The sequence below is a fragment of the Thalassovita litoralis genome, assembly GCF_900182725.1.
GTDB classification, from domain to species: Bacteria; Pseudomonadota; Alphaproteobacteria; order Rhodobacterales; family Rhodobacteraceae; genus Thalassobius; species Thalassobius litoralis.
Genome location: NZ_FXTO01000008.1, coordinates 35,471 through 52,305 on the forward strand (window position 1 = coordinate 35,471; position 16,835 = coordinate 52,305).

The window sequence follows — 16,835 nt, forward strand, 5'->3', positions numbered from 1 at the left end:
CCCGGTTTACGGGGCCTTTTTTGTAGCAGGGGAAAGCGCTTGATTGGCGGGCGCTTTCGGGGTTGAGTGCGGATATGACACTTGATCTTGATTTCGTCCGTTCGCGGTTCCCCGCCTTTGCCGAGCCTTCGCTACAGGGGCAGGCGTTTTTTGAAAATGCAGGCGGGTCGTATACCTGCCAGCCCGTGATTGACCGGCTGACGCGGTTTTATCACAGCCGCAAGGTGCAACCCTATGCGCCTTATGAGGCCAGTCAGGCCGCCGGGGCGGAAATGGACGAGGCGCGCGCCCGTCTGGCCGCGATACTGGGGGTCGAGGGTGACGAGGTCAGCTTTGGCCCATCGACCACGCAGAACACCTATGTTCTGGCGCAGGCGTTCCGGCAATGGATGCAACCCGGCGAGGCGATCATTGTCACCAATCAGGATCACGAGGCAAATACAGGCCCGTGGCGGCGGCTGGCCGAATCCGGGATCGAGGTGCGCGAATGGCAGATCGACCCGGAAACCGGGCATCTGGACCCCGCCGATTTGGCCAATTTGCTGGATGCAAAGGTGCGGCTGGTCTGTTTCCCGCATTGTTCCAATGTGGTGGGCGCGGTGAACCCGGTTGTGGAAATCACCGCAATGGCCCATGCCGCCGGGGCGTTCGTTTGTGTGGATGGCGTCAGCTATGCGCCGCACGGGCTGCCGGATGTGGGGATGCTGGGACCGGATATTTACCTGTTTTCGGCCTATAAAACCTATGGCCCGCATCAGGGAGTTATGGTGATCCGCAGGGCGTTGGGGATGCAACTGCCCAATCAGGGGCACTATTTCAACGCCGATGTTTTGTACAAACGGTTCACGCCTGCGGGGCCGGATCATGCACAGGTGGCCGCCTGTGCCGGGATGGCCGATTATCTGGATGAATTGGCGGATCATCACGGGCTGACCGGCACTGCCGCACAGCGAGCCAGCGGCGTGCATGATCTGATGCGTGCGCATGAGGTGGTGCTGTTGCAGCCCTTGCTGGATTATCTGGGGGCGAAAAATTCGGTGCGTTTGCTGGGGCCAACGCGGGCTGAAATGCGTGCGCCGACGGTGGCGGTGGCACTGGACCGCGCGGTCGAACCCGTGGCGGCGGCGCTGGCCGGGCATGGGATCATGGCGGGGGGCGGTAACTTCTATGCCGTGCGCGCACTCGTGGCGCAGGGGATTGACCCGGTGCAGGGCGTGCTGCGGTTAAGTTTCGTGCATTACACCAGCCCCGAGGAGGTGCAGCGCCTGATGACAGCCTTGGACATGGTTTTGTAGGGCGTTTCCCTGTTGCGAACGGTTGAGAGTGACAATGCCTGAACACGCCCCTGTTTTGCTGTGGCTGCGGCGCGATTTGCGTCTGGCCGATCACCCGGCGCTGCTGGCTGCGGTTGCGCGGGGCGGGCCGGTGATTCCGGTGTTCATTCGGGATGAACAGGTGACAGGGCTGGGCTGTGCGCCGCAATGGCGGCTGGGACTGGCGTTGGACGTGTTCGCGCAGACCTTGGCAGCGTTGGGCAGCCGGTTGATCCTGCGATCTGGCCCGGCAAAGCAAGTGCTGGCGGATCTGATCCGCGACACCGGGGCCAGTGCTGTCTATTGGACCCGCGCCTATGACCCACAGGCGATTGCGCGGGATACGGATGTGAAAACCGTGCTGAAGGCGCAGGGGATCGACGCCCAAAGCCATGCAGGGCATTTGCTGTTTGAACCTTGGGCGGTGAAAACCGGGGCAGGTGGGTTTTACAAGGTTTTTACCCCCTACTGGAAAGCGGCCCGACAATTGGGCGTGTCCCCGGCACAGGCGGCCCCAACGCAATTGCCCGCGCCGGATCAATGGCCCGTATCGGAAACGTTGCAAGACTGGAACCTTGGGGCCGGGATGCGGCGGGGCGGTGTGGTGCTGCGCGGCTATGTGACGCCCGGTGCTGCGGCAGCGCAGGCGCGGCTGGATCGGTTTATCGCGGATGGGATTGATCGCTATCAGGATCGGCGGGATATGCCGGGGGTGGATGGCACCTCGGGGATGTCGGCATATCTGGCCCTGGGGGAAATTTCACCGCGCCAATGCTGGCAGGCCGGACAGCGGGCCATGTTTGGTGGCGCACAGGGGGCTGAAACCTTTCTAAAGGAACTGGTCTGGCGCGAATTTGCCTATCATCTGATGTTCCACACGCCGCATATCGTGGACCGAAACTGGAAACCGGAGTGGGATACGTTCCCGTGGAACACGGATGCCACCCACCCCGATGTGGTGGCGTGGCAGCAGGGGCGCACGGGGGTGCCGTTTGTCGATGCGGCGATGCGGGAAATGTATGTCACCGGGCGGATGCACAACCGGGGGCGGATGATCGTGGCGTCCTATCTGACCAAGCACCTGATGACCCATTGGCGGATCGGGCAACAGTGGTTCGCCGATTGCCTGACGGATTGGGACCCGGCCAGCAATGCGATGGGCTGGCAATGGGCGGCGGGATCGGGGCCGGATGCCGCCCCATATTTCCGGGTGTTCAACCCGGTGACGCAACTGGCGAAATTCGACCCCAAAGGGCTGTACGCGCGGGCCTGGATCGCCGAAGGGCAGGCTAATCCGCCGCAAACGGCGCTGGATTATTTCACCGCTATCCCGAAACGCTGGGGGCTGTCGCCACAAGATCGTTATCCCGCCCCGGTGGTGGAGCTGGCAGCCGGGCGGCAACGTGCGCTAGAGGCGTATCAGGGGCGAAATAGCTGATCTGGGGCGGCTTTTCAGCCGATTGCGGGCGATGGCGCGCGGATTTTTACGAAAAACTTGCCTGACAGACCGATTCTTGTCAGCCTGAACAGGACAACCGCAAAGGGAGATGCGGGATGATCCTGACCGATGTGAAAAATCAAACAGACTTGCCGCGCTATTTTGCCGTGGTGTTCCAACTGGCCAAGGGGATCAAGCGCGGGCGACTGGATTTCGTTCTGCCCGATGGGCGGGTCTTTCGTGCCGAAGGGCCGGACCCCGGCCCGGTGGCGGTGTTGACTATCTTTCACCCCGATACGTTCACCCGCCTGATCCGAGAGGGCGATCTGGGGTTTTGCGATGCCTATCTGGATGGCTGGTGGAGCAGCCCGGATTTGCAGGCTTTTCTGGATTTCCTGCATTCGGACAACCAAGACCTGTACGATGGGTTTCCGGGCATGTTTCTGGTGCGCGCCTATGAACGGTTGCGGCATTGGATGAATTCCAATTCAAAGCGTCAGGCGAAGAAGAATATTTCCTACCATTATGATTTGGGGAACGATTTTTACGCGCTGTGGCTGGACGATACGATGACCTATTCCAGCGCCTTGTTCGACGGCGGGCAGGACAGTCTGGAGGCGGCACAAACCCGCAAATATCAAAGTCTGGTCGATCAGATGGGGGTGCAGCCCGGCGATCATGTGCTGGAAATCGGCTGTGGCTGGGGCGGGTTCGCGGAATATGCCGCCAAAGAACGCGGATTGCGGGTGACAGGGCTAACCATCAGCAAAGAACAGCTAAGCTATGCGCGGGAACGCATTGAAAAGGCGGGGCTTTCCGAACTGGTTGATCTGAAATTACAGGACTACCGGGATGAAACCGGGCAGTATGACGGGATCGCCAGCATCGAAATGTTTGAAGCCGTGGGCGAGAAATACTGGCCGGTCTATTTCAACAAGGTGCGCGATTGCCTGAAACCGGGAAAACAGGCGACGCTACAGATCATCACGATTCAAGAAAAGCGTTTTGAAATATACCGTAAGGGCGTGGACTTCATTCAAAAGTACATCTTTCCCGGTGGGATGCTGCCCTCGCGTTCGGCCCTGCTGGCCGAGATTGAACAGGCCGGATTGCAGTTTGAAACCTCGCTTGAATTTGGCGACAGCTACAGCCAGACCTTGCGGCGCTGGTATGACAGGTTCAACGACCGCTGGGACGAGGTAGAGGCGCTGGGGTTCGATGACAGGTTCCGGCGGATGTGGAATTTCTATCTGACCTCTTGTGCCGGGGCGTTTCACGGGGGAAACTGTGACGTGACGCAAATCACCGTGAAAAGGCCCGCCTGACCCATGATGCCCACCGCTGCCCGGCTGATTGCCGCACTGGTTCTTGCTGCGACGGCGTGGTTCGTGTCGCAGACCATTAAACCGCATTTGCCCGAAGGTACGATGTTCGGCTGGTTCGATTATGTGAACGTGGTGCTGGGCGTTCTGTGTGGCTGGATCGTGATCGGCGGGCGCAGTGGGCGCGGGATGTCTGCCGCAGTGGGCAACGGGCTGACCGGGGTGTTCATGTTGGTGCTGTGGGCCATTTTTGTACAGGCGTGCAATGAAATGCTGGGGCTGGCCCTGCGGCGGCATTATCGCGGCCCGCTAGAGGCGCTGCTGGATATTTTCAATATCGGCGTGGATTATGCGGCGCTGTTACTGAACGCCGATGTGGCGATTCCGTTGTTGATTGGCGGGATCGTGGCCGGTGTCCTGTCTGAAATTGGCGGGCGCATGTGGCGCTAAGCCAAAGCAAAAGTGAAATCATGAGAAATTTGTTTTTTTACGGCACGTTGCGGCACGAAGCTTTGTTGGAAACCGTGCTGGGGGATGCCGGGGTTGCCGCGTTGCGGCCTGCCCAGTTGCCGGGGTATCGGGCCTATTGGGCCGATGGGCATGGCTTTCCGTTTCTGACGCAAGAACCGGGGGGCCAAGCGATTGGTCTGCTGGCCGAAGGGCTAAGCGACGACGCCATCGCGCGGCTGGATTTTTACGAAGGGGGCTTTGGCTACGGGCTGCATCCGGTCACGGTGCAGACGGATCATGGCCCGGTCGCGGCGCAGGTCTGGCTGGTGCCGGACGGCACCTATGACCGGGGTGCGCCGTTCGATCTGGATGATTGGGCGCGGTGCCGGGCGGCGCTGAATGTCCGTGCCGCGGCCGAGGTGATGGGCCTCTATGGAACGCGCAGCGCGGCCGAGGTGGCGCGGATGTACCCGATGATCGAAATGCGGGCGCAGTCTTGGGTCATGGGACGCGCCGAACAGGTGCCGGATGCGCCGGGCGGGATGACCCGCGCCGATGTGGACCTGATCGACAGCCAGACCCCCTATATCGACTATTTCGCGGTGGAATCGCAGCGGTTGCGGTTTCGCAAATTCAGTGGGGATATGGGGCCAGAGGTGCATTATGCCTCTTTCGTGGCGACGGATGCGGCGCTGGTGCTGCCCTATGATCCGGTACGGGATCGGGTGATGTTGGTGGAACAGTTCCGCATGGGGCCGCAGGTGCGCGGGGATCGGGTGCCGTGGCAGTTGGAACCGATTGCCGGGCGCATAGATGCGGATGAAACACCGGAACAAACCGCCCGACGCGAAGCGTTGGAGGAAGCCGGGCTGGAATTGCGCGGGCTGGAACTGATTTCCCGCGCCTACCCGTCGCCGGGATGCAGCAACGAATATTTCCACACCTATCTGGGGCTGGCCGATTTGCCCGAAGATGCCGCCGGGGTGGGCGGATTGCTGGCTGAAAGCGAAGATATTCGCAGCCATATCCTGTCGTTCGACGCAGCGATGGGTATGGCAGACCGGGGGGAAATCCGCGTGGTGCCGTTGCTGATGGCGCTATATTGGCTGGCACGGCATCGTGATCGGCTGCGTGCTGGCGCTTGAGTTCCGGGCCTGCGGGCCATAGAGCTATAGGGAACCGGAAAGGAAGACGAAATGCGCATTGCTCATGATTTGGCCGAGGCCATTGGGAATACCCCGCTTATCCGCCTGAAAAAGGCCAGCGACGCCACGGGATGTACCATTCTGGGCAAGGCTGAATTTATGAACCCCGGCCAGTCGGTCAAAGACCGGGCCGCGCTGTATATCATCCGCGACGCGGTGGCGAAGGGGCAACTGAAACCCGGCGGCACGATTGTCGAAGGCACGGCGGGAAATACCGGCATCGGGTTGGCGCTGGTGGGGGCTTCGATGGGGTTCCGCACGGTAATCGTGATCCCCGAAACCCAGAGCCAGGAAAAGAAGGATATGCTGCGTCTGGCAGGCGCGCAATTGATCGAGGTTCCAGCGGCCCCCTATAAAAATCCGAACAACTATGTTCGTTATTCGGGGCGTTTGGCGGCAGAGCTTGCGAAAACCGAACCTAACGGGGCGATCTGGGCCAACCAGTTCGACAACGTGGCAAACCGGCAGGCCCATGTGGAAACCACCGGCCCGGAAATCTGGGAACAGACCGGCGGTAAGGTGGACGGGTTCATTTGCGCGGTTGGGTCGGGCGGTACATTGGCCGGGGTGGCGGATGCGTTGCAGCCCAAAGGCGTGAAAATCGGTCTGGCCGATCCCGAAGGCGCGGGGCTGTTCAAGATTTACACCGGGCAGGACAACCCCGGCGATTCCATCACCGAAGGGATCGGGCAGGGCCGTATCACCGCCAATTTGGAAGGGTTCACCCCCGATTTCACCTATCGCATTCCCGATGCCGAGGCGCTGCCGGTGGTGTTTGACCTGATGTCTGACGAAGGCCTGTGTCTGGGCGGGTCATCCGCCGTCAACGTGGCGGGCGCGATCCGGATGGCGCAGGACATGGGGCCGGGCCACACGATTGTGACGATGCTGTGCGATTACGGCACGCGCTATCAGTCCAAGCTGTATAACCCCGAATTCCTGACCGCCAAGGGGCTGCCGGTGCCGGGCTGGCTGGTGGCGGATGCGCCTTCGGTGCCGACGGTTTTTGAAGATTGATTGACCTGTAACAGACGGATTTGACCGATGCGGTTTTTCCTGAGCCTTTGGCTGGCCCTTGCTTTGGCATTCATCGCCCCGGCGGGGCTGGTCGGGGCGCAGGTTGCGCCCTTGTCTGCGGATTCCGCGACGCAATCCGCGATTGATTACGATAGCTGGCAGGCCACCGCCACACGGGCCGAAGCGGCGTTGGAGGCCGGGAAAGCCTCGAATGGGGCTTTGGAAACGCTGCGCGAAGAAATCGCTGTCTGGCGTGATAAATTCCTGGCGGCGCAGAATACCAACAAAGCCCGGATTGATACGATACAGTCGCAAATCGCCACCTTGGGACCAGTTCCCGAAGGCGGCGAAGCCGAAGATATTGCCAACCGCCGGGCCGAACTGAACGCGCAACTTGCCCGCCTGCAAGCCCCGGTTCTGGCCGCAGAGGAAGCGCATAGCCGCGCCGCGGGCCTGATTGCCGAGATTGACCGGATCATCCGTGACCGTCAGGCCGAAGCTTTGGTGTCTTTGGGGCCATCGCCGCTGAACCCGGCGAATTGGGCCGTGGGGCTGGAGGAACTGCTGAACAGCTTCGATATGCTGTGGTCCGAAACCAGCCGAAACTGGCAAAACGATGTGCGGCAGGCAGAGTTTCGCCAGAATGCGCCTGTGGCGTTTGGAATTGCGCTGTTGGGGCTGCTTCTGATTCTGCGCGGTCGTAAATGGTTTGATCGGCTGGCCACGCGGGTGCGGCGGATGTCGCCGCGCGGGGTCGAGGTGTGGCATTTCCTGATTTCACTGGGCAAGGTGTTGATCCCGTGGGTCGGTATCCTGTTCGTGGCACAGGCGATCATTGAAACCGGATTTATTGGGTTGCGGGGGTCGACCCTGCTGAATTACCTGCCGATCTGGGGGCTAAGCGTGCTGGTGGTGCGTTGGCTGGCGGATCGGCTATTCCCCGAAGGCAACGGCCCGGCGTTGTTACTGGTTGAACCCTCCCACAGGGCCGAAGCGCGGTATTATGCAACCGGGCTGGCGCTGCTGACGATGCTGGCCACGGTGGCAAACGTTTTGTCCGAAGTCGGGAATTTCTCGCCCGAGGCCGAGGCGGTTATCGGGTTTCCGATCGTCTGTGTTGTGTCGCTGTTGCTGTTCCGTATGGGACAGTTCATTTCCCGGCAGATCGCACTGGCCCAAAGCGGTGACGCCGAAGTGGGGTATCGCCACAGGGTCACGCGGCTGGCGTTCCGCGCAGCGCAACTGGTGGCCGTGGTCGGGCCACTGATGTGGGCGGTGGGCTATCGCAACGCGGCCAGTGCGCTGGTTTATCCCACGGTCATGACGCTGATCCTGCTGGGGTTGGTTGTTGTGCTGCAAAAGCTGGTCAGCGATATTTACCGGCTGGTCACACGGGCCGAGGACGAAGCGCAAGAGGCGCTGATTCCGGTGTTGATCGGGTTCTTGCTGACGCTGGCGACGCTGCCATTGCTGGCGCTGATCTGGGGCGTGCGCGCGGCAGAGCTGCTGGAAATCTGGACCCGATTCCGGGCCGGATTTACCATTGGGGATACCACGATTTCGCCCACGGATTTCATCATGTTCGCCGTGGTGTTTTCGCTGGGCTACATGCTGACGCGGGTGATTCAGGGGGCGTTGCGTTCCTCGATCCTGCCGAAAACAAAGATTGATGCGGGTGGGCAAACGGCGATTGTGTCCGGTCTGGGCTATGTCGGGGTGGTGCTTTCGGCCATCGTGGCCATCACCAGCGCCGGGTTGGATCTGAGTTCGATTGCGATTGTCGCCGGTGCGCTGTCGGTTGGGATCGGGTTTGGCCTGCAAAATATCGTGTCCAACTTTGTGTCTGGTATCATCCTACTGATCGAACGCCCCGTGGCCGAAGGCGACTGGATCGAAGTGGGCGGCAAGATGGGCTATGTGCGGGATATTTCCGTGCGCTCGACCCGGATCGAAACCTTTGACCGGACGGACCTGATCGTGCCGAATGCCGATTTGGTCAGCGGGACGGTGACGAACTATACTCGTGGCAACACAATTGGGCGAGTGATCGTGCCGGTGGGGGTGGCCTATGGGTCGGATACCCGCAAAATCGAAACGGTTCTGCGAGAGATAGCCGAAGCGCATCCGATGATTGTTCTGAACCCACCGCCCAGCGTGATTTTTCAGGGGTTTGGCGCGGATTCGCTGAATTTTGAAATCCGGGCGATTTTGCGGGATGTGAACTGGTCCTTGTCGGTGAAATCCGATCTGAACCACGAAATCGCCCGCCGCTTTGGCGAAGAAGGCATCGAAATTCCGTTTGCGCAGCGCGACATCTGGTTGCGCAACCCCGAGGCGCTGACAGGGGCAGGAAAAGCGACAGCCCCGGTCGTGCCAGCGGAGGAGGCGAGCTTGCGCCGCGATGAAACTGTCAGCCCATTCCGTGATTTAGAAGTGGACGATCCGGCATCCCTCGCCGCAGGGGACGCCCCAGAAGGAGATAGCAAATGACCGAAGCCCTGTTCCGCGAAGATGCCTACTTGAAAGAGGCCACGGCCCATGTGGTCGCGCTGACCGAACAGGGCGGCGTGGTGTTGGATCGCACGGTGTTTTACCCCACGGGCGGCGGACAACCCGGTGACAGCGGCGTGTTGCGGTGGGATGGCACAGAGGCCATGATTGCGACTACGGTCAAAGGCGAAGGCGGCCAGATCGTTCTGGTTCCAGCCGAGGGCGCGGATTTGCCCCAGATCGGGGCCGAGGTGGTGCAGGTTTTGGACTGGGACAAGCGGCACCGGCATATGCGGGTGCATACCGCGCTGCATTTGTTATCGGTGGTGATCCCCTTGCCGGTTAGCGGCGGGGCGATTGGCGCAGAAAAGGGGCGGTTGGATTTCGATATGCCCGAAGCGCCCGAGGATAAGCAGGCGCTGGAGGATGCGTTGAACGACCTGATCGCGCGTGATTTGCCTGTGACTGACGACTGGATCACCGACGAGGAATTACAGGCCAATCCGGGGCTGGTGAAAACCATGTCCGTCATGCCGCCGATGGGGCAGGGCCGGGTGCGGCTGGTGCGGATCGGGCAGGGGGCGGACCAAGTGGATTTGCAGCCCTGTGGCGGAACGCATGTGGCCCGGACAGGTGAAATCGGGCGGGTGACGCTGGGCAAGATCGAAAAGAAGGGTCGCCAGAACCGGCGCGTCAGTCTGTTGTTGGTGGACTGACGCGGACGCGCCGCCGGGTGTGGGGGCTGGATTCGAGTATTTGGAATCAGAAAGAAGCAGGGGGGCGGTGGCCCCCTTTTTGTCGGGCGGCTATTCAGCGGGCTGGTCGGGTTCTTCTTTGGGTTCCGGCAGGCCCTGACGGGACAACAGTATGGCAATGGGGCGCAGGGCGGGGACTTGCGAGCATATGATCAGCATCGCGACCATGATCGGCACCGACAGAAACATGCCAGGAACCCCCCAGACCGCGCCCCAGAAGGCCAGGCTGATGATGATCCCAAAGGAAGACAGCCGCAGGGCGCGCCCCATCAGCGTGGGGTCGATGACGCTGCCGTTCAGAAACTGAATCAGCGTCACCACAACAAAGACCGCCAGTGTAGAGCCGGGATCTGCCGTTTGTACGAATGTCACCAGCGCGACCAAAATCGTAGCGACGATAGAACCGACATTGGGGATATAGTTCAGCACGAAGGTCAGGATGCCCAGTGGCCCGGCCAAATCCAGTTTGAAGATCGTGGCGACGCCAAACACCATCAGCCCGGTCACGGCGCTGACCCCGGTTTTTACCAGCAAGTAATAGTTCACCCGATGGATGATGGTTTGCATGATCCGGCCGACTTTTTGTGCCTGTGCCGTATCCCCGCCAAAGAAATTTTCCAGTTTCGTGTCAAACCAGATGCGTTCCGCAAACAGGAACCCCACAAACAGAATCACCAGAACCGTTGCCGACATCAGGTTCCCGGCCTGTCCTGCGGCGGTGCGCAGGTAGCCTGCGACCTCGATCGAGCTGACGGAATTGTAAACGGCGGTTTGCACGTCATCGCCCAACCAAGCGAACATGGCGGCAATGGCCAATGGGGCGCTTTCCGCATAGGCAACGGTGGTGGCCAGCACGGTGTTGACCTGTGACAGGATGATCGAGGTCAGCGTCAGCAGCGCCGCTGAAATCAGCAGCAGCGCCATCAGGGACGCCAGAAAATTCGGGATACGGATCGGCCCGATGCGAATCCGCGCGATGAAGTTGATCGCGTCGCTGGTCAGGCTGAACAGAACGATAGCGGTGGCCAGTGAAATCAGCAAGAATCGCGCCTGCACCAGCAGAAACAGGACGACGGCAAAGGCGATGATCACCAAGGCCCCGGTTTGGATTCGGTCCAATTCGCTTCTGCGCCCGCTGCCGATGAACTGGCGGGGCTGGGGCGGGCGGCGAAGAGATTTGTTCATTTTACCTGTCATGATCGGGTATCTGGCTGCTGTTTTTATTATGGGTGTTTCACGCTGGGGATACAACGGGCCGAAAGAGGTTGTTTCTATTGCGAAAGGGGGCTTGCATTCCGGTCCTGCCTTTGGCTAGAAGGCACGAACGGACAGTTGGCCGAGTGGTCGAAGGCGCACGCCTGGAAAGTGTGTAGGCGGGGAACCGTCTCGAGGGTTCGAATCCCTCACTGTCCGCCACTTACCAAAGAAAAACCGTTCTCCTAGGTAAGATGGCGCCAATTTTTCCCCTATATTCAAAGGCCTTAGCGGGCACCGCATTTACCTCGCGCGTGCTGTGGGACGCCGTATCCTCTCTCTGTCGGCCGATATTCTCCGCAGCGGGTAACACAAGAATCGCGCTACATTCAGTGTAACACATTGAAAATGATTGGTTATTTCTGATCTTCTGCCTTCTTTCGCTGGCAATAGCGCGATGTCAATTTGGGGCTGGTATCGAACTTATTTTGAGCTCCTTCGTGACCTTTGGAGTGATAAGCGTATGAAATTACTTGCATTTTAATTTGATCTGTTCATTCTGAGGATGGGGCGAGTTGCAAGAGGGACGCGCGCGATGAAAGCTGAGGATAAACCATCCACGTCACCCTTCGATCCTGCGGATTTCCTCGAGAACGGTGATGCGATCCTGGGGTACTTGAGCGACGCCTTGGCCAGCCGTGATCCTGCTCTCATCGATGATGCCTTCGACGTGGCGCACCGTGCGGCAAAGCGGCTGGGTACGGTTACAGCGACTAATTTGCGTCCCTTTGATTATGAAACCTTTTTTGCTGCGTTGGGCGCGGATGCTGAATTGGGGGATGAGTTGAAAAGTGCTGTTGCCAGGTTTCGAGCTCGTACAGTTTCGCGCGTGACCAACGACGCAGACCTGTTCAAAGCGCGAATGTGCCCAGTCTGCGGTGCGCAAATGCTTCGCGATGTTCGCGAAATGACCTTGGAGCACCGAGGGCGGTCTGAAATGATCGGGATGGCCGGGTGGTACTGCGATGAGTGTGGCGAAGGCGTGCATTCCGGTGAAGACATGGCCGTGTCGGATGCGGCGCTTGAACGATTAATGGCCGACCTGGGCCAGGCCTTTTCGGCTGATGAGACAACCTTCAAGGCGCTCGATGCCGGGCAGATTATCGATCGAAATAGGAAATAGGTGCATGCGGGAAAATGGATGCCGCGGTGCTGGAACAATCCTTACAACGGTCTGCGCGCCCTACGGGGAATCTATCTCAGCGGCGGAATTGGCGGAGCGGATCTCTGATCCTCGAAGCCTCGAAAAATACGACGCATGTGTGTTTGCGTTTTTCTCAGAGGTCTCTGAGCGCCTTCAGCGCGAGTTCATAAAGGAAATGGGCGTTGATCCACGAGCTGCGGCCAATGTCGCCGCAGGTTTTGCCAAGTTGGCCGGTTTTGACCTGCCTCTGGCAACATCCCTTCCGGAAACGCGGCACATCCCGAAAGATGAAGCCGATGTTTGAATTCGAGATTGTGATCAGTTTTCCGGGTGGAAAGCCCCACAAGGCCGCGGTCTTGGACGCGTTGTTTCAAGCGGGGCTGGATGACACGATTGTAGGGACCGGCCGGCCGGATGTGATCGCGCTCGGTTTCACACGCAATGGCCCCAACTTGGAGCAAGTCCTTACGGCTGCTGTGGCGCAGATCATGGCCGCCTTCCCATCAGCTTCGGTACAGGTTTTGGACATGGCCGTGCTGGGCGACGTAAAGGGCAAGGCCGAAGTCATCCGTCGAGTTCGCGCATCGGCGGCTCGAAAGGCTACGGCTGGCGACAGTGCTGCTTTCAGTCAGGACTTTCTGTACGGACCTGATGGCCTGCCATGATTGGCAGCCTGCATAGCGGCTGTAAAAGTTTCCACCAGTGGGAATTTGTCTTCGACCAGAAGTTTAATTCTCGCCATCCAGCAGGCCCTTCTGCCGAGCCTCTTCACGTGCGGCGTCTAAGATCTCGATTAATGAGTGCTTGCTAACCCCGCTCGCTTCCGCGCGTTCAAGCATTACGCGAAGTTCATTGATGGCAGTCTCACGCCGTTCCTGGTCGCGTCGGACAAGATCGCGAAAGTATTCGCTAACATTCCCATAACGGCCGGCGCTGACTTGTGCTTCAACCCAGTCATTCATCTGGTCTGGCATCGAGATGGTCAGTCGTGCCATGCAGTCGCCTTCTTTGCCTTTTGTCGGAATATTTCATATTAGATCACAACAAATCCGAACACTCAAGGCGCTGAGCAAGGAGAGAGGCTCTGCCGATGCGCGACTGTTGTGGCGCATGCGGAGAATACCAGCGATAATCTCCGCACAGTATGCGGATATTACCTTCGCGCCATACATCCAGGAGCCGCGCCGAACGGCGCCTGACGGTTCACGTCCACGCGGACGCCCGGTTTCATGGCATATCGTGGTAGCCGAACTCCCAGCGTTGTTCGGCCCACATTGGCGTGAAGGGATCGAGCAACTCACGAAGGGTTTTGTTGGGGTTTCGTCCTTTCAGGATCGCCTCGACAATGTCAGGCGCCAGGGTCGTTAGTCGCATGGTGCGGATCATGTAGGAGGCTGGAATTTTCTCGTGCTCAGCCAGGTCTTTGATCGACGCAAAATGCCCTTCATCAACAAGCCGTTTCCAGCGATGCGCCCGCGCGAGCGATTTTATCAGCGCGTTGTCCAGTTTTGGCGGTGGCGTGGCAAAATCTGGCAGGACCATCTCTTTGCGACCTCCACGCTTTTTGAGCTTGAAGGGAATAGTCAGGGTGATGGTTTCGGTTGTGGTGGTTTTGTCCGTCATGCTGCGTCCTTTCTGGGGAGAGTTCGGGATTTCAGGTCCTGGGCGAGGTGGCACAGGCCGTCGACACGCAGGTGCACCTTCATGTCCGTCTCGGAGACGTCGATGTGATCGATCAGGATTGAGGCAATGCGCGCTTGTTCGGCTGGGAAGAGTTCGCTCCACAGCGGGTCAAGGCTTTTGAGCGCCGCGTGGATATCCTGCTCGCTGCAGGCCCGCTTGTCGTCTGCAGCGTTTCGCCAGGACTCGGCCACGATTTCAGGTTGCCGGAAGACCGCGCGCAGCTGCGCGGTTACATTGGCTTCGATTTCACCGGCGGGGATGCGGCCCACAGGACAGCTGCCAGCACCGTGCTTCAAGATGGTCTGGCTGACATAGTAGCGGTAAAGCCGGTTGCGCTTGCGGGTGTGGGTCGGCGAAAACATCGCGCCGTCAGGTCCGCGTATCAGGCCCGCCAGCAATGCAGGGGTCTGTTTGCGGGTGCCAGCGGCGCGGGTATGCGGATTTTCGCTATTGATCTCGTTGGCCTTTTCCCAGGTTTCCATGTCGATGATAGGTTTGTGCAGGCCGGGATAGGTCTCGTCCTTGTGCACGATCTTGCCGATATAGATCGGGTTACGGAGGATACGATAAAGGTATTTGTTATCCATGGGCTTGCCCCTGGGGGTCGTGAGGCCGCGCTTGGCCGCTTCCTTCGCGACTAGTAAGGCCGACCCCAAGTTAACGAACCGCTCAAAGAGCCACCGCACATCCGCGGCTTGGGCGTTGTTGACCTCAAGCCGGCGGTTGATACAAACGTAGCCATACGGTGGGACGCCGCCCATCCACATGCCTTTCTTCTTCGAAGCTGCGACCTTGTCACGGATGCGTTCGGCGGTCACCTCGCGCTCGAATTGGGCAAAGGACAGCAGGATGTTCAGCGTCAATCGTCCCATCGATGACGTGGTGTTGAACGATTGCGTGACGGAAACGAAGGTTACGTTATTTCGCTCGAAGGCCTCGACCAGTTTGGAAAAGTCCATCAGCGAGCGCGATAGGCGGTCGATTTTGTAGACCACGACCACATCGACCAAGCCGTCCTCGATATCGGCCAGCAGCTGTTTTAACCCGGGCCGCTCCAATGTGCCGCCGGAGATGCCGCCGTCATCATAGTGGTCACGAAGGACGACCCAGCCCTCTGAACGCTGACTGGCGATATAGGCCTCGCAGGCTTCGCGTTGGGCGTGAAGCGAGTTAAACTCTTGCTCGAGCCCTTCCTCGCTGGATTTGCGCGTATAGACCGCGCAGCGCATCTTTCTGGGTGCTGGTTTTGTCATTTGCGCTTCCTGTAATTGTTGAGGCCGAAAAACACCGGGCCGTTCCAGCGAGTGCCAGTGATGGCCCGCGCAATGGCGGAGAGGGATTGATACGGGCGGCCTTGCCATTCGTAGCCATCGGCGGTGACGGTCACGACGTATTCCTCACCTTGCCACTCACGGATCAGGCGGGTGCCTGCGATGGGCTTCAGATCATGGCGAATGCGCCTTTTGGCGGAGTTGTCGCCGTCCCATTTCTCGGCCAATTCCTCGAGCCGCTTGCGGGTCTCTGGTTTTAGGCCGCCATAGGCGAGTTCTTGGATGCGATAGCTCAGACGCGTTTCCAGATAGCGACGGGTAAAGGGCGGTGGCTCTGTGCCCATCAGGTCGCGCCAGATTTCGCGCAATTCAGTGGGTGTCTTAATTCTGAGAGCAGCGACGCGGGCGTAGACGGGATCTTCTTTGGTCATGGGACCTCCTTGTGAGTTGGTTCCACATGAACGCTCCGTCTTGCGCGAAAGTGTAGTGAACTTTCTCTCTTATTTTCAGTGTGTTGCCTGACTTTTCGAGCGCGCATCCGCAAATATCCAACTGCAAGGATCTTGCACAATTCGGCACGCCGCTCGCGTGGCGTCATTTTCGTTGGATGCAAAGCATTGGCCGCAGTCAGCGGCGCAAAGATATCGTCGTACATTTTGGGCTCTCTCAGATTTGTACGCTGAGAGAACCGTCCTCTTCTCACTTATTCAAGCAAAAACAATAGCTTGTCGGCTTATGTCGGTTTGTGGCGCCTTATGTCGGCGGCTTGGCTTAGACCCGGCGACCGTACCAGCGAATCCGCCCAACGATGTTGACCTCGTCGAGAAGGCATTCATAGGGCGAGTAGTTGGGATTGTCTGAAGTGACACGAATGCGTGGTGGCTCACTGGAGGGAATGTGCTCGATCCGTTTGGCCATCAGCCCCATGCCGTCATGCAATACGAAAAGCCCAGGCGGATAAGGCGACTTGCGCCCCATATCGACCAGGATCGTATCGCCATCATTTAGAGTGGGCACCATGCTGTCCCCAGTGACGCGCAGGATCCGCAGGTTCTTCGGATTAGCTTCCAGCTCGTCTTCAATCCAAGACAGACGAAAATGATAGAGTTTACTGGCTTGCTCATCCTCTGCATGCACGATTGTGCCGCCACCAGCTGAGGCTTTCGCCTGAACACCGGAGATGCCAACAAACGTCGTGTCAGGGGAATAGATTTTAGGGGCCTCGCCCTCGACCGTGCCATCGCCGTCGATCAGCCAGTCAACGTCGACCTTCAAGACGTCTGCAACCTTCTGCAACTTGGCACGGCTCGGACGCACAGACTTGCCACGGATGATGTCGTAGATGAAGGAACGGTTGAGGCCCGAGGCCTCGGCCACCGCTGCAGGCGTCATGTCGAGCTGAAACGCGCGAGCCTTCAGTCGCTGTGCGATGTTGGTGACGATCATGGTTATCCCCAGCCAATTTGTGGACTAAGTTGGATATCTATTCTGTT

At 59.1% G+C, this 16,835-nt stretch carries 17 protein-coding genes and 1 tRNA gene; 12 read left to right on the forward strand and 6 right to left on the reverse strand.

Going from position 1 to position 16,835, the window contains the following annotated elements; all coding sequences use genetic code 11:
- Positions 1–74 precede the first annotated feature (74 nt).
- The 8 genes from FN828_RS08435 to FN828_RS08470 all read left to right on the forward strand — a co-directional run bounded on the left by FN828_RS08435 (position 75) and on the right by FN828_RS08470 (position 9,951).
- Positions 75–1,295, forward strand: coding sequence for an aminotransferase class V-fold PLP-dependent enzyme (locus FN828_RS08435; RefSeq protein ID WP_142492967.1), 1,221 nt, complete (start codon positions 75–77; stop codon positions 1,293–1,295).
- Positions 1,296–1,329: 34 nt separating this feature from the next.
- The gene (locus FN828_RS08440; protein WP_142492968.1) at positions 1,330–2,751 is read left to right on the forward strand and encodes a cryptochrome/photolyase family protein; all 1,422 of its coding nucleotides are present in this window, start codon (positions 1,330–1,332) and stop codon (positions 2,749–2,751) included.
- A gap of 116 nt (positions 2,752–2,867) precedes the next feature.
- A complete protein-coding gene (locus tag FN828_RS08445; RefSeq protein WP_142492969.1) occupies positions 2,868–4,076 on the forward strand; it encodes an SAM-dependent methyltransferase in 1,209 nt (402 codons plus the stop codon).
- A gap of 3 nt (positions 4,077–4,079) precedes the next feature.
- Positions 4,080–4,523 (forward strand): TrgA family protein, encoded by a 444-nt coding sequence (locus FN828_RS08450; RefSeq protein WP_235891436.1) that lies wholly within the window; start codon positions 4,080–4,082, stop codon positions 4,521–4,523.
- 20 nt (positions 4,524–4,543) lie between these two features.
- On the forward strand, positions 4,544–5,668 hold the full coding sequence (locus FN828_RS08455) for a gamma-glutamylcyclotransferase (RefSeq protein WP_142492970.1): 1,125 nt from the start codon (positions 4,544–4,546) through the stop codon (positions 5,666–5,668).
- Between the two features lie 51 nt (positions 5,669–5,719).
- Positions 5,720–6,745, forward strand: coding sequence for a cysteine synthase A (locus FN828_RS08460; RefSeq protein ID WP_142492971.1), 1,026 nt, complete (start codon positions 5,720–5,722; stop codon positions 6,743–6,745).
- A 27-nt stretch (positions 6,746–6,772) separates the two neighbouring features.
- Entirely contained in the window at positions 6,773–9,235 is a 2,463-nt protein-coding gene (locus FN828_RS08465) for a DUF3772 domain-containing protein (RefSeq protein WP_142492972.1), read from the forward strand.
- Positions 9,232–9,951: an alanyl-tRNA editing protein gene (locus FN828_RS08470; protein WP_142492973.1), complete on the forward strand. Its 720-nt coding sequence runs from the start codon at positions 9,232–9,234 to the stop codon at positions 9,949–9,951. Before FN828_RS08465 ends, FN828_RS08470 begins: the two co-directional genes overlap by 4 nt.
- A 90-nt stretch (positions 9,952–10,041) precedes the next feature.
- On the opposite strand, the gene FN828_RS08475 is transcribed toward FN828_RS08470, so the two are convergent.
- Positions 10,042–11,175: an AI-2E family transporter gene (locus FN828_RS08475; protein ID WP_142492974.1), complete on the reverse strand. Its 1,134-nt coding sequence runs from the start codon at positions 11,173–11,175 to the stop codon at positions 10,042–10,044.
- A gap of 141 nt (positions 11,176–11,316) precedes the next feature.
- Between FN828_RS08475 and FN828_RS08480 the strand changes: the two genes are divergently transcribed.
- From FN828_RS08480 to FN828_RS08495, 4 genes are all read left to right on the forward strand, one after another.
- Positions 11,317–11,406 (forward strand) — tRNA-Ser (locus FN828_RS08480).
- A 373-nt stretch (positions 11,407–11,779) separates the two neighbouring features.
- Positions 11,780–12,367: a YgiT-type zinc finger protein gene (locus FN828_RS08485; RefSeq protein WP_185958974.1), complete on the forward strand. Its 588-nt coding sequence runs from the start codon at positions 11,780–11,782 to the stop codon at positions 12,365–12,367.
- Positions 12,368–12,371: 4 nt separating this feature from the next.
- Positions 12,372–12,692 carry a hypothetical protein gene (locus FN828_RS08490; RefSeq protein ID WP_142492976.1) on the forward strand — a complete coding sequence of 107 codons (321 nt, stop codon included), beginning with the start codon at positions 12,372–12,374 and terminating at the stop codon, positions 12,690–12,692.
- On the forward strand, positions 12,685–13,053 hold the full coding sequence (locus FN828_RS08495; RefSeq protein ID WP_142492977.1) for a hypothetical protein: 369 nt from the start codon (positions 12,685–12,687) through the stop codon (positions 13,051–13,053). Before FN828_RS08490 ends, FN828_RS08495 begins: the two co-directional genes overlap by 8 nt.
- 63 nt (positions 13,054–13,116) lie before the next feature.
- Here FN828_RS08495 and FN828_RS08500 read toward each other — a convergent pair whose 3' ends face one another.
- The 5 genes from FN828_RS08500 to FN828_RS08520 form a co-directional block, all read right to left on the reverse strand.
- Positions 13,117–13,383 carry a type II toxin-antitoxin system ParD family antitoxin gene (locus FN828_RS08500; protein ID WP_142492978.1) on the reverse strand — a complete coding sequence of 89 codons (267 nt, stop codon included), beginning with the start codon at positions 13,381–13,383 and terminating at the stop codon, positions 13,117–13,119.
- A gap of 232 nt (positions 13,384–13,615) precedes the next feature.
- Positions 13,616–14,011, reverse strand: coding sequence for a hypothetical protein (locus tag FN828_RS08505; protein ID WP_142492979.1), 396 nt, complete (start codon positions 14,009–14,011; stop codon positions 13,616–13,618).
- Positions 14,008–15,324, reverse strand: coding sequence for a recombinase family protein (locus tag FN828_RS08510; RefSeq protein ID WP_142492980.1), 1,317 nt, complete (start codon positions 15,322–15,324; stop codon positions 14,008–14,010). The genes FN828_RS08505 and FN828_RS08510 overlap by 4 nt, the downstream gene beginning before the upstream one ends.
- Complete coding sequence (locus tag FN828_RS08515) at positions 15,321–15,773, reverse strand: DUF2924 domain-containing protein (RefSeq protein WP_107325167.1); 453 nt, start codon at positions 15,771–15,773, stop codon at positions 15,321–15,323. Before FN828_RS08515 ends, FN828_RS08510 begins: the two co-directional genes overlap by 4 nt.
- A 340-nt stretch (positions 15,774–16,113) precedes the next feature.
- Complete coding sequence (locus FN828_RS08520; protein WP_142492981.1) at positions 16,114–16,788, reverse strand: XRE family transcriptional regulator; 675 nt, start codon at positions 16,786–16,788, stop codon at positions 16,114–16,116.
- Positions 16,789–16,835: the final 47 nt, after the last annotated feature.

Bases quoted from the DNA above. Each gene is read 5' to 3' on its own strand.
- FN828_RS08435 (WP_142492967.1), top strand. From the start codon at position 75: ATGACACTTGATCTTGATTTCGTCCGTTCGCGGTTCCCCGCCTTTGCC.
- FN828_RS08440 (WP_142492968.1), top strand. From the start codon at position 1,330: ATGCCTGAACACGCCCCTGTTTTGCTGTGGCTGCGGCGCGATTTGCGT.
- FN828_RS08445 (WP_142492969.1), top strand. From the start codon at position 2,868: ATGATCCTGACCGATGTGAAAAATCAAACAGACTTGCCGCGCTATTTT.
- FN828_RS08450 (WP_235891436.1), top strand. From the start codon at position 4,080: ATGATGCCCACCGCTGCCCGGCTGATTGCCGCACTGGTTCTTGCTGCG.
- FN828_RS08455 (WP_142492970.1), top strand. From the start codon at position 4,544: ATGAGAAATTTGTTTTTTTACGGCACGTTGCGGCACGAAGCTTTGTTG.
- FN828_RS08460 (WP_142492971.1), top strand. From the start codon at position 5,720: ATGCGCATTGCTCATGATTTGGCCGAGGCCATTGGGAATACCCCGCTT.
- FN828_RS08465 (WP_142492972.1), top strand. From the start codon at position 6,773: ATGCGGTTTTTCCTGAGCCTTTGGCTGGCCCTTGCTTTGGCATTCATC.
- FN828_RS08470 (WP_142492973.1), top strand. From the start codon at position 9,232: ATGACCGAAGCCCTGTTCCGCGAAGATGCCTACTTGAAAGAGGCCACG.
- FN828_RS08475 (WP_142492974.1), bottom strand. From the start codon at position 11,175: ATGAACAAATCTCTTCGCCGCCCGCCCCAGCCCCGCCAGTTCATCGGC.
- FN828_RS08485 (WP_185958974.1), top strand. From the start codon at position 11,780: ATGAAAGCTGAGGATAAACCATCCACGTCACCCTTCGATCCTGCGGAT.
- FN828_RS08490 (WP_142492976.1), top strand. From the start codon at position 12,372: ATGCGGGAAAATGGATGCCGCGGTGCTGGAACAATCCTTACAACGGTC.
- FN828_RS08495 (WP_142492977.1), top strand. From the start codon at position 12,685: ATGTTTGAATTCGAGATTGTGATCAGTTTTCCGGGTGGAAAGCCCCAC.
- FN828_RS08500 (WP_142492978.1), bottom strand. From the start codon at position 13,383: ATGGCACGACTGACCATCTCGATGCCAGACCAGATGAATGACTGGGTT.
- FN828_RS08505 (WP_142492979.1), bottom strand. From the start codon at position 14,011: ATGACGGACAAAACCACCACAACCGAAACCATCACCCTGACTATTCCC.
- FN828_RS08510 (WP_142492980.1), bottom strand. From the start codon at position 15,324: ATGACAAAACCAGCACCCAGAAAGATGCGCTGCGCGGTCTATACGCGC.
- FN828_RS08515 (WP_107325167.1), bottom strand. From the start codon at position 15,773: ATGACCAAAGAAGATCCCGTCTACGCCCGCGTCGCTGCTCTCAGAATT.
- FN828_RS08520 (WP_142492981.1), bottom strand. From the start codon at position 16,788: ATGATCGTCACCAACATCGCACAGCGACTGAAGGCTCGCGCGTTTCAG.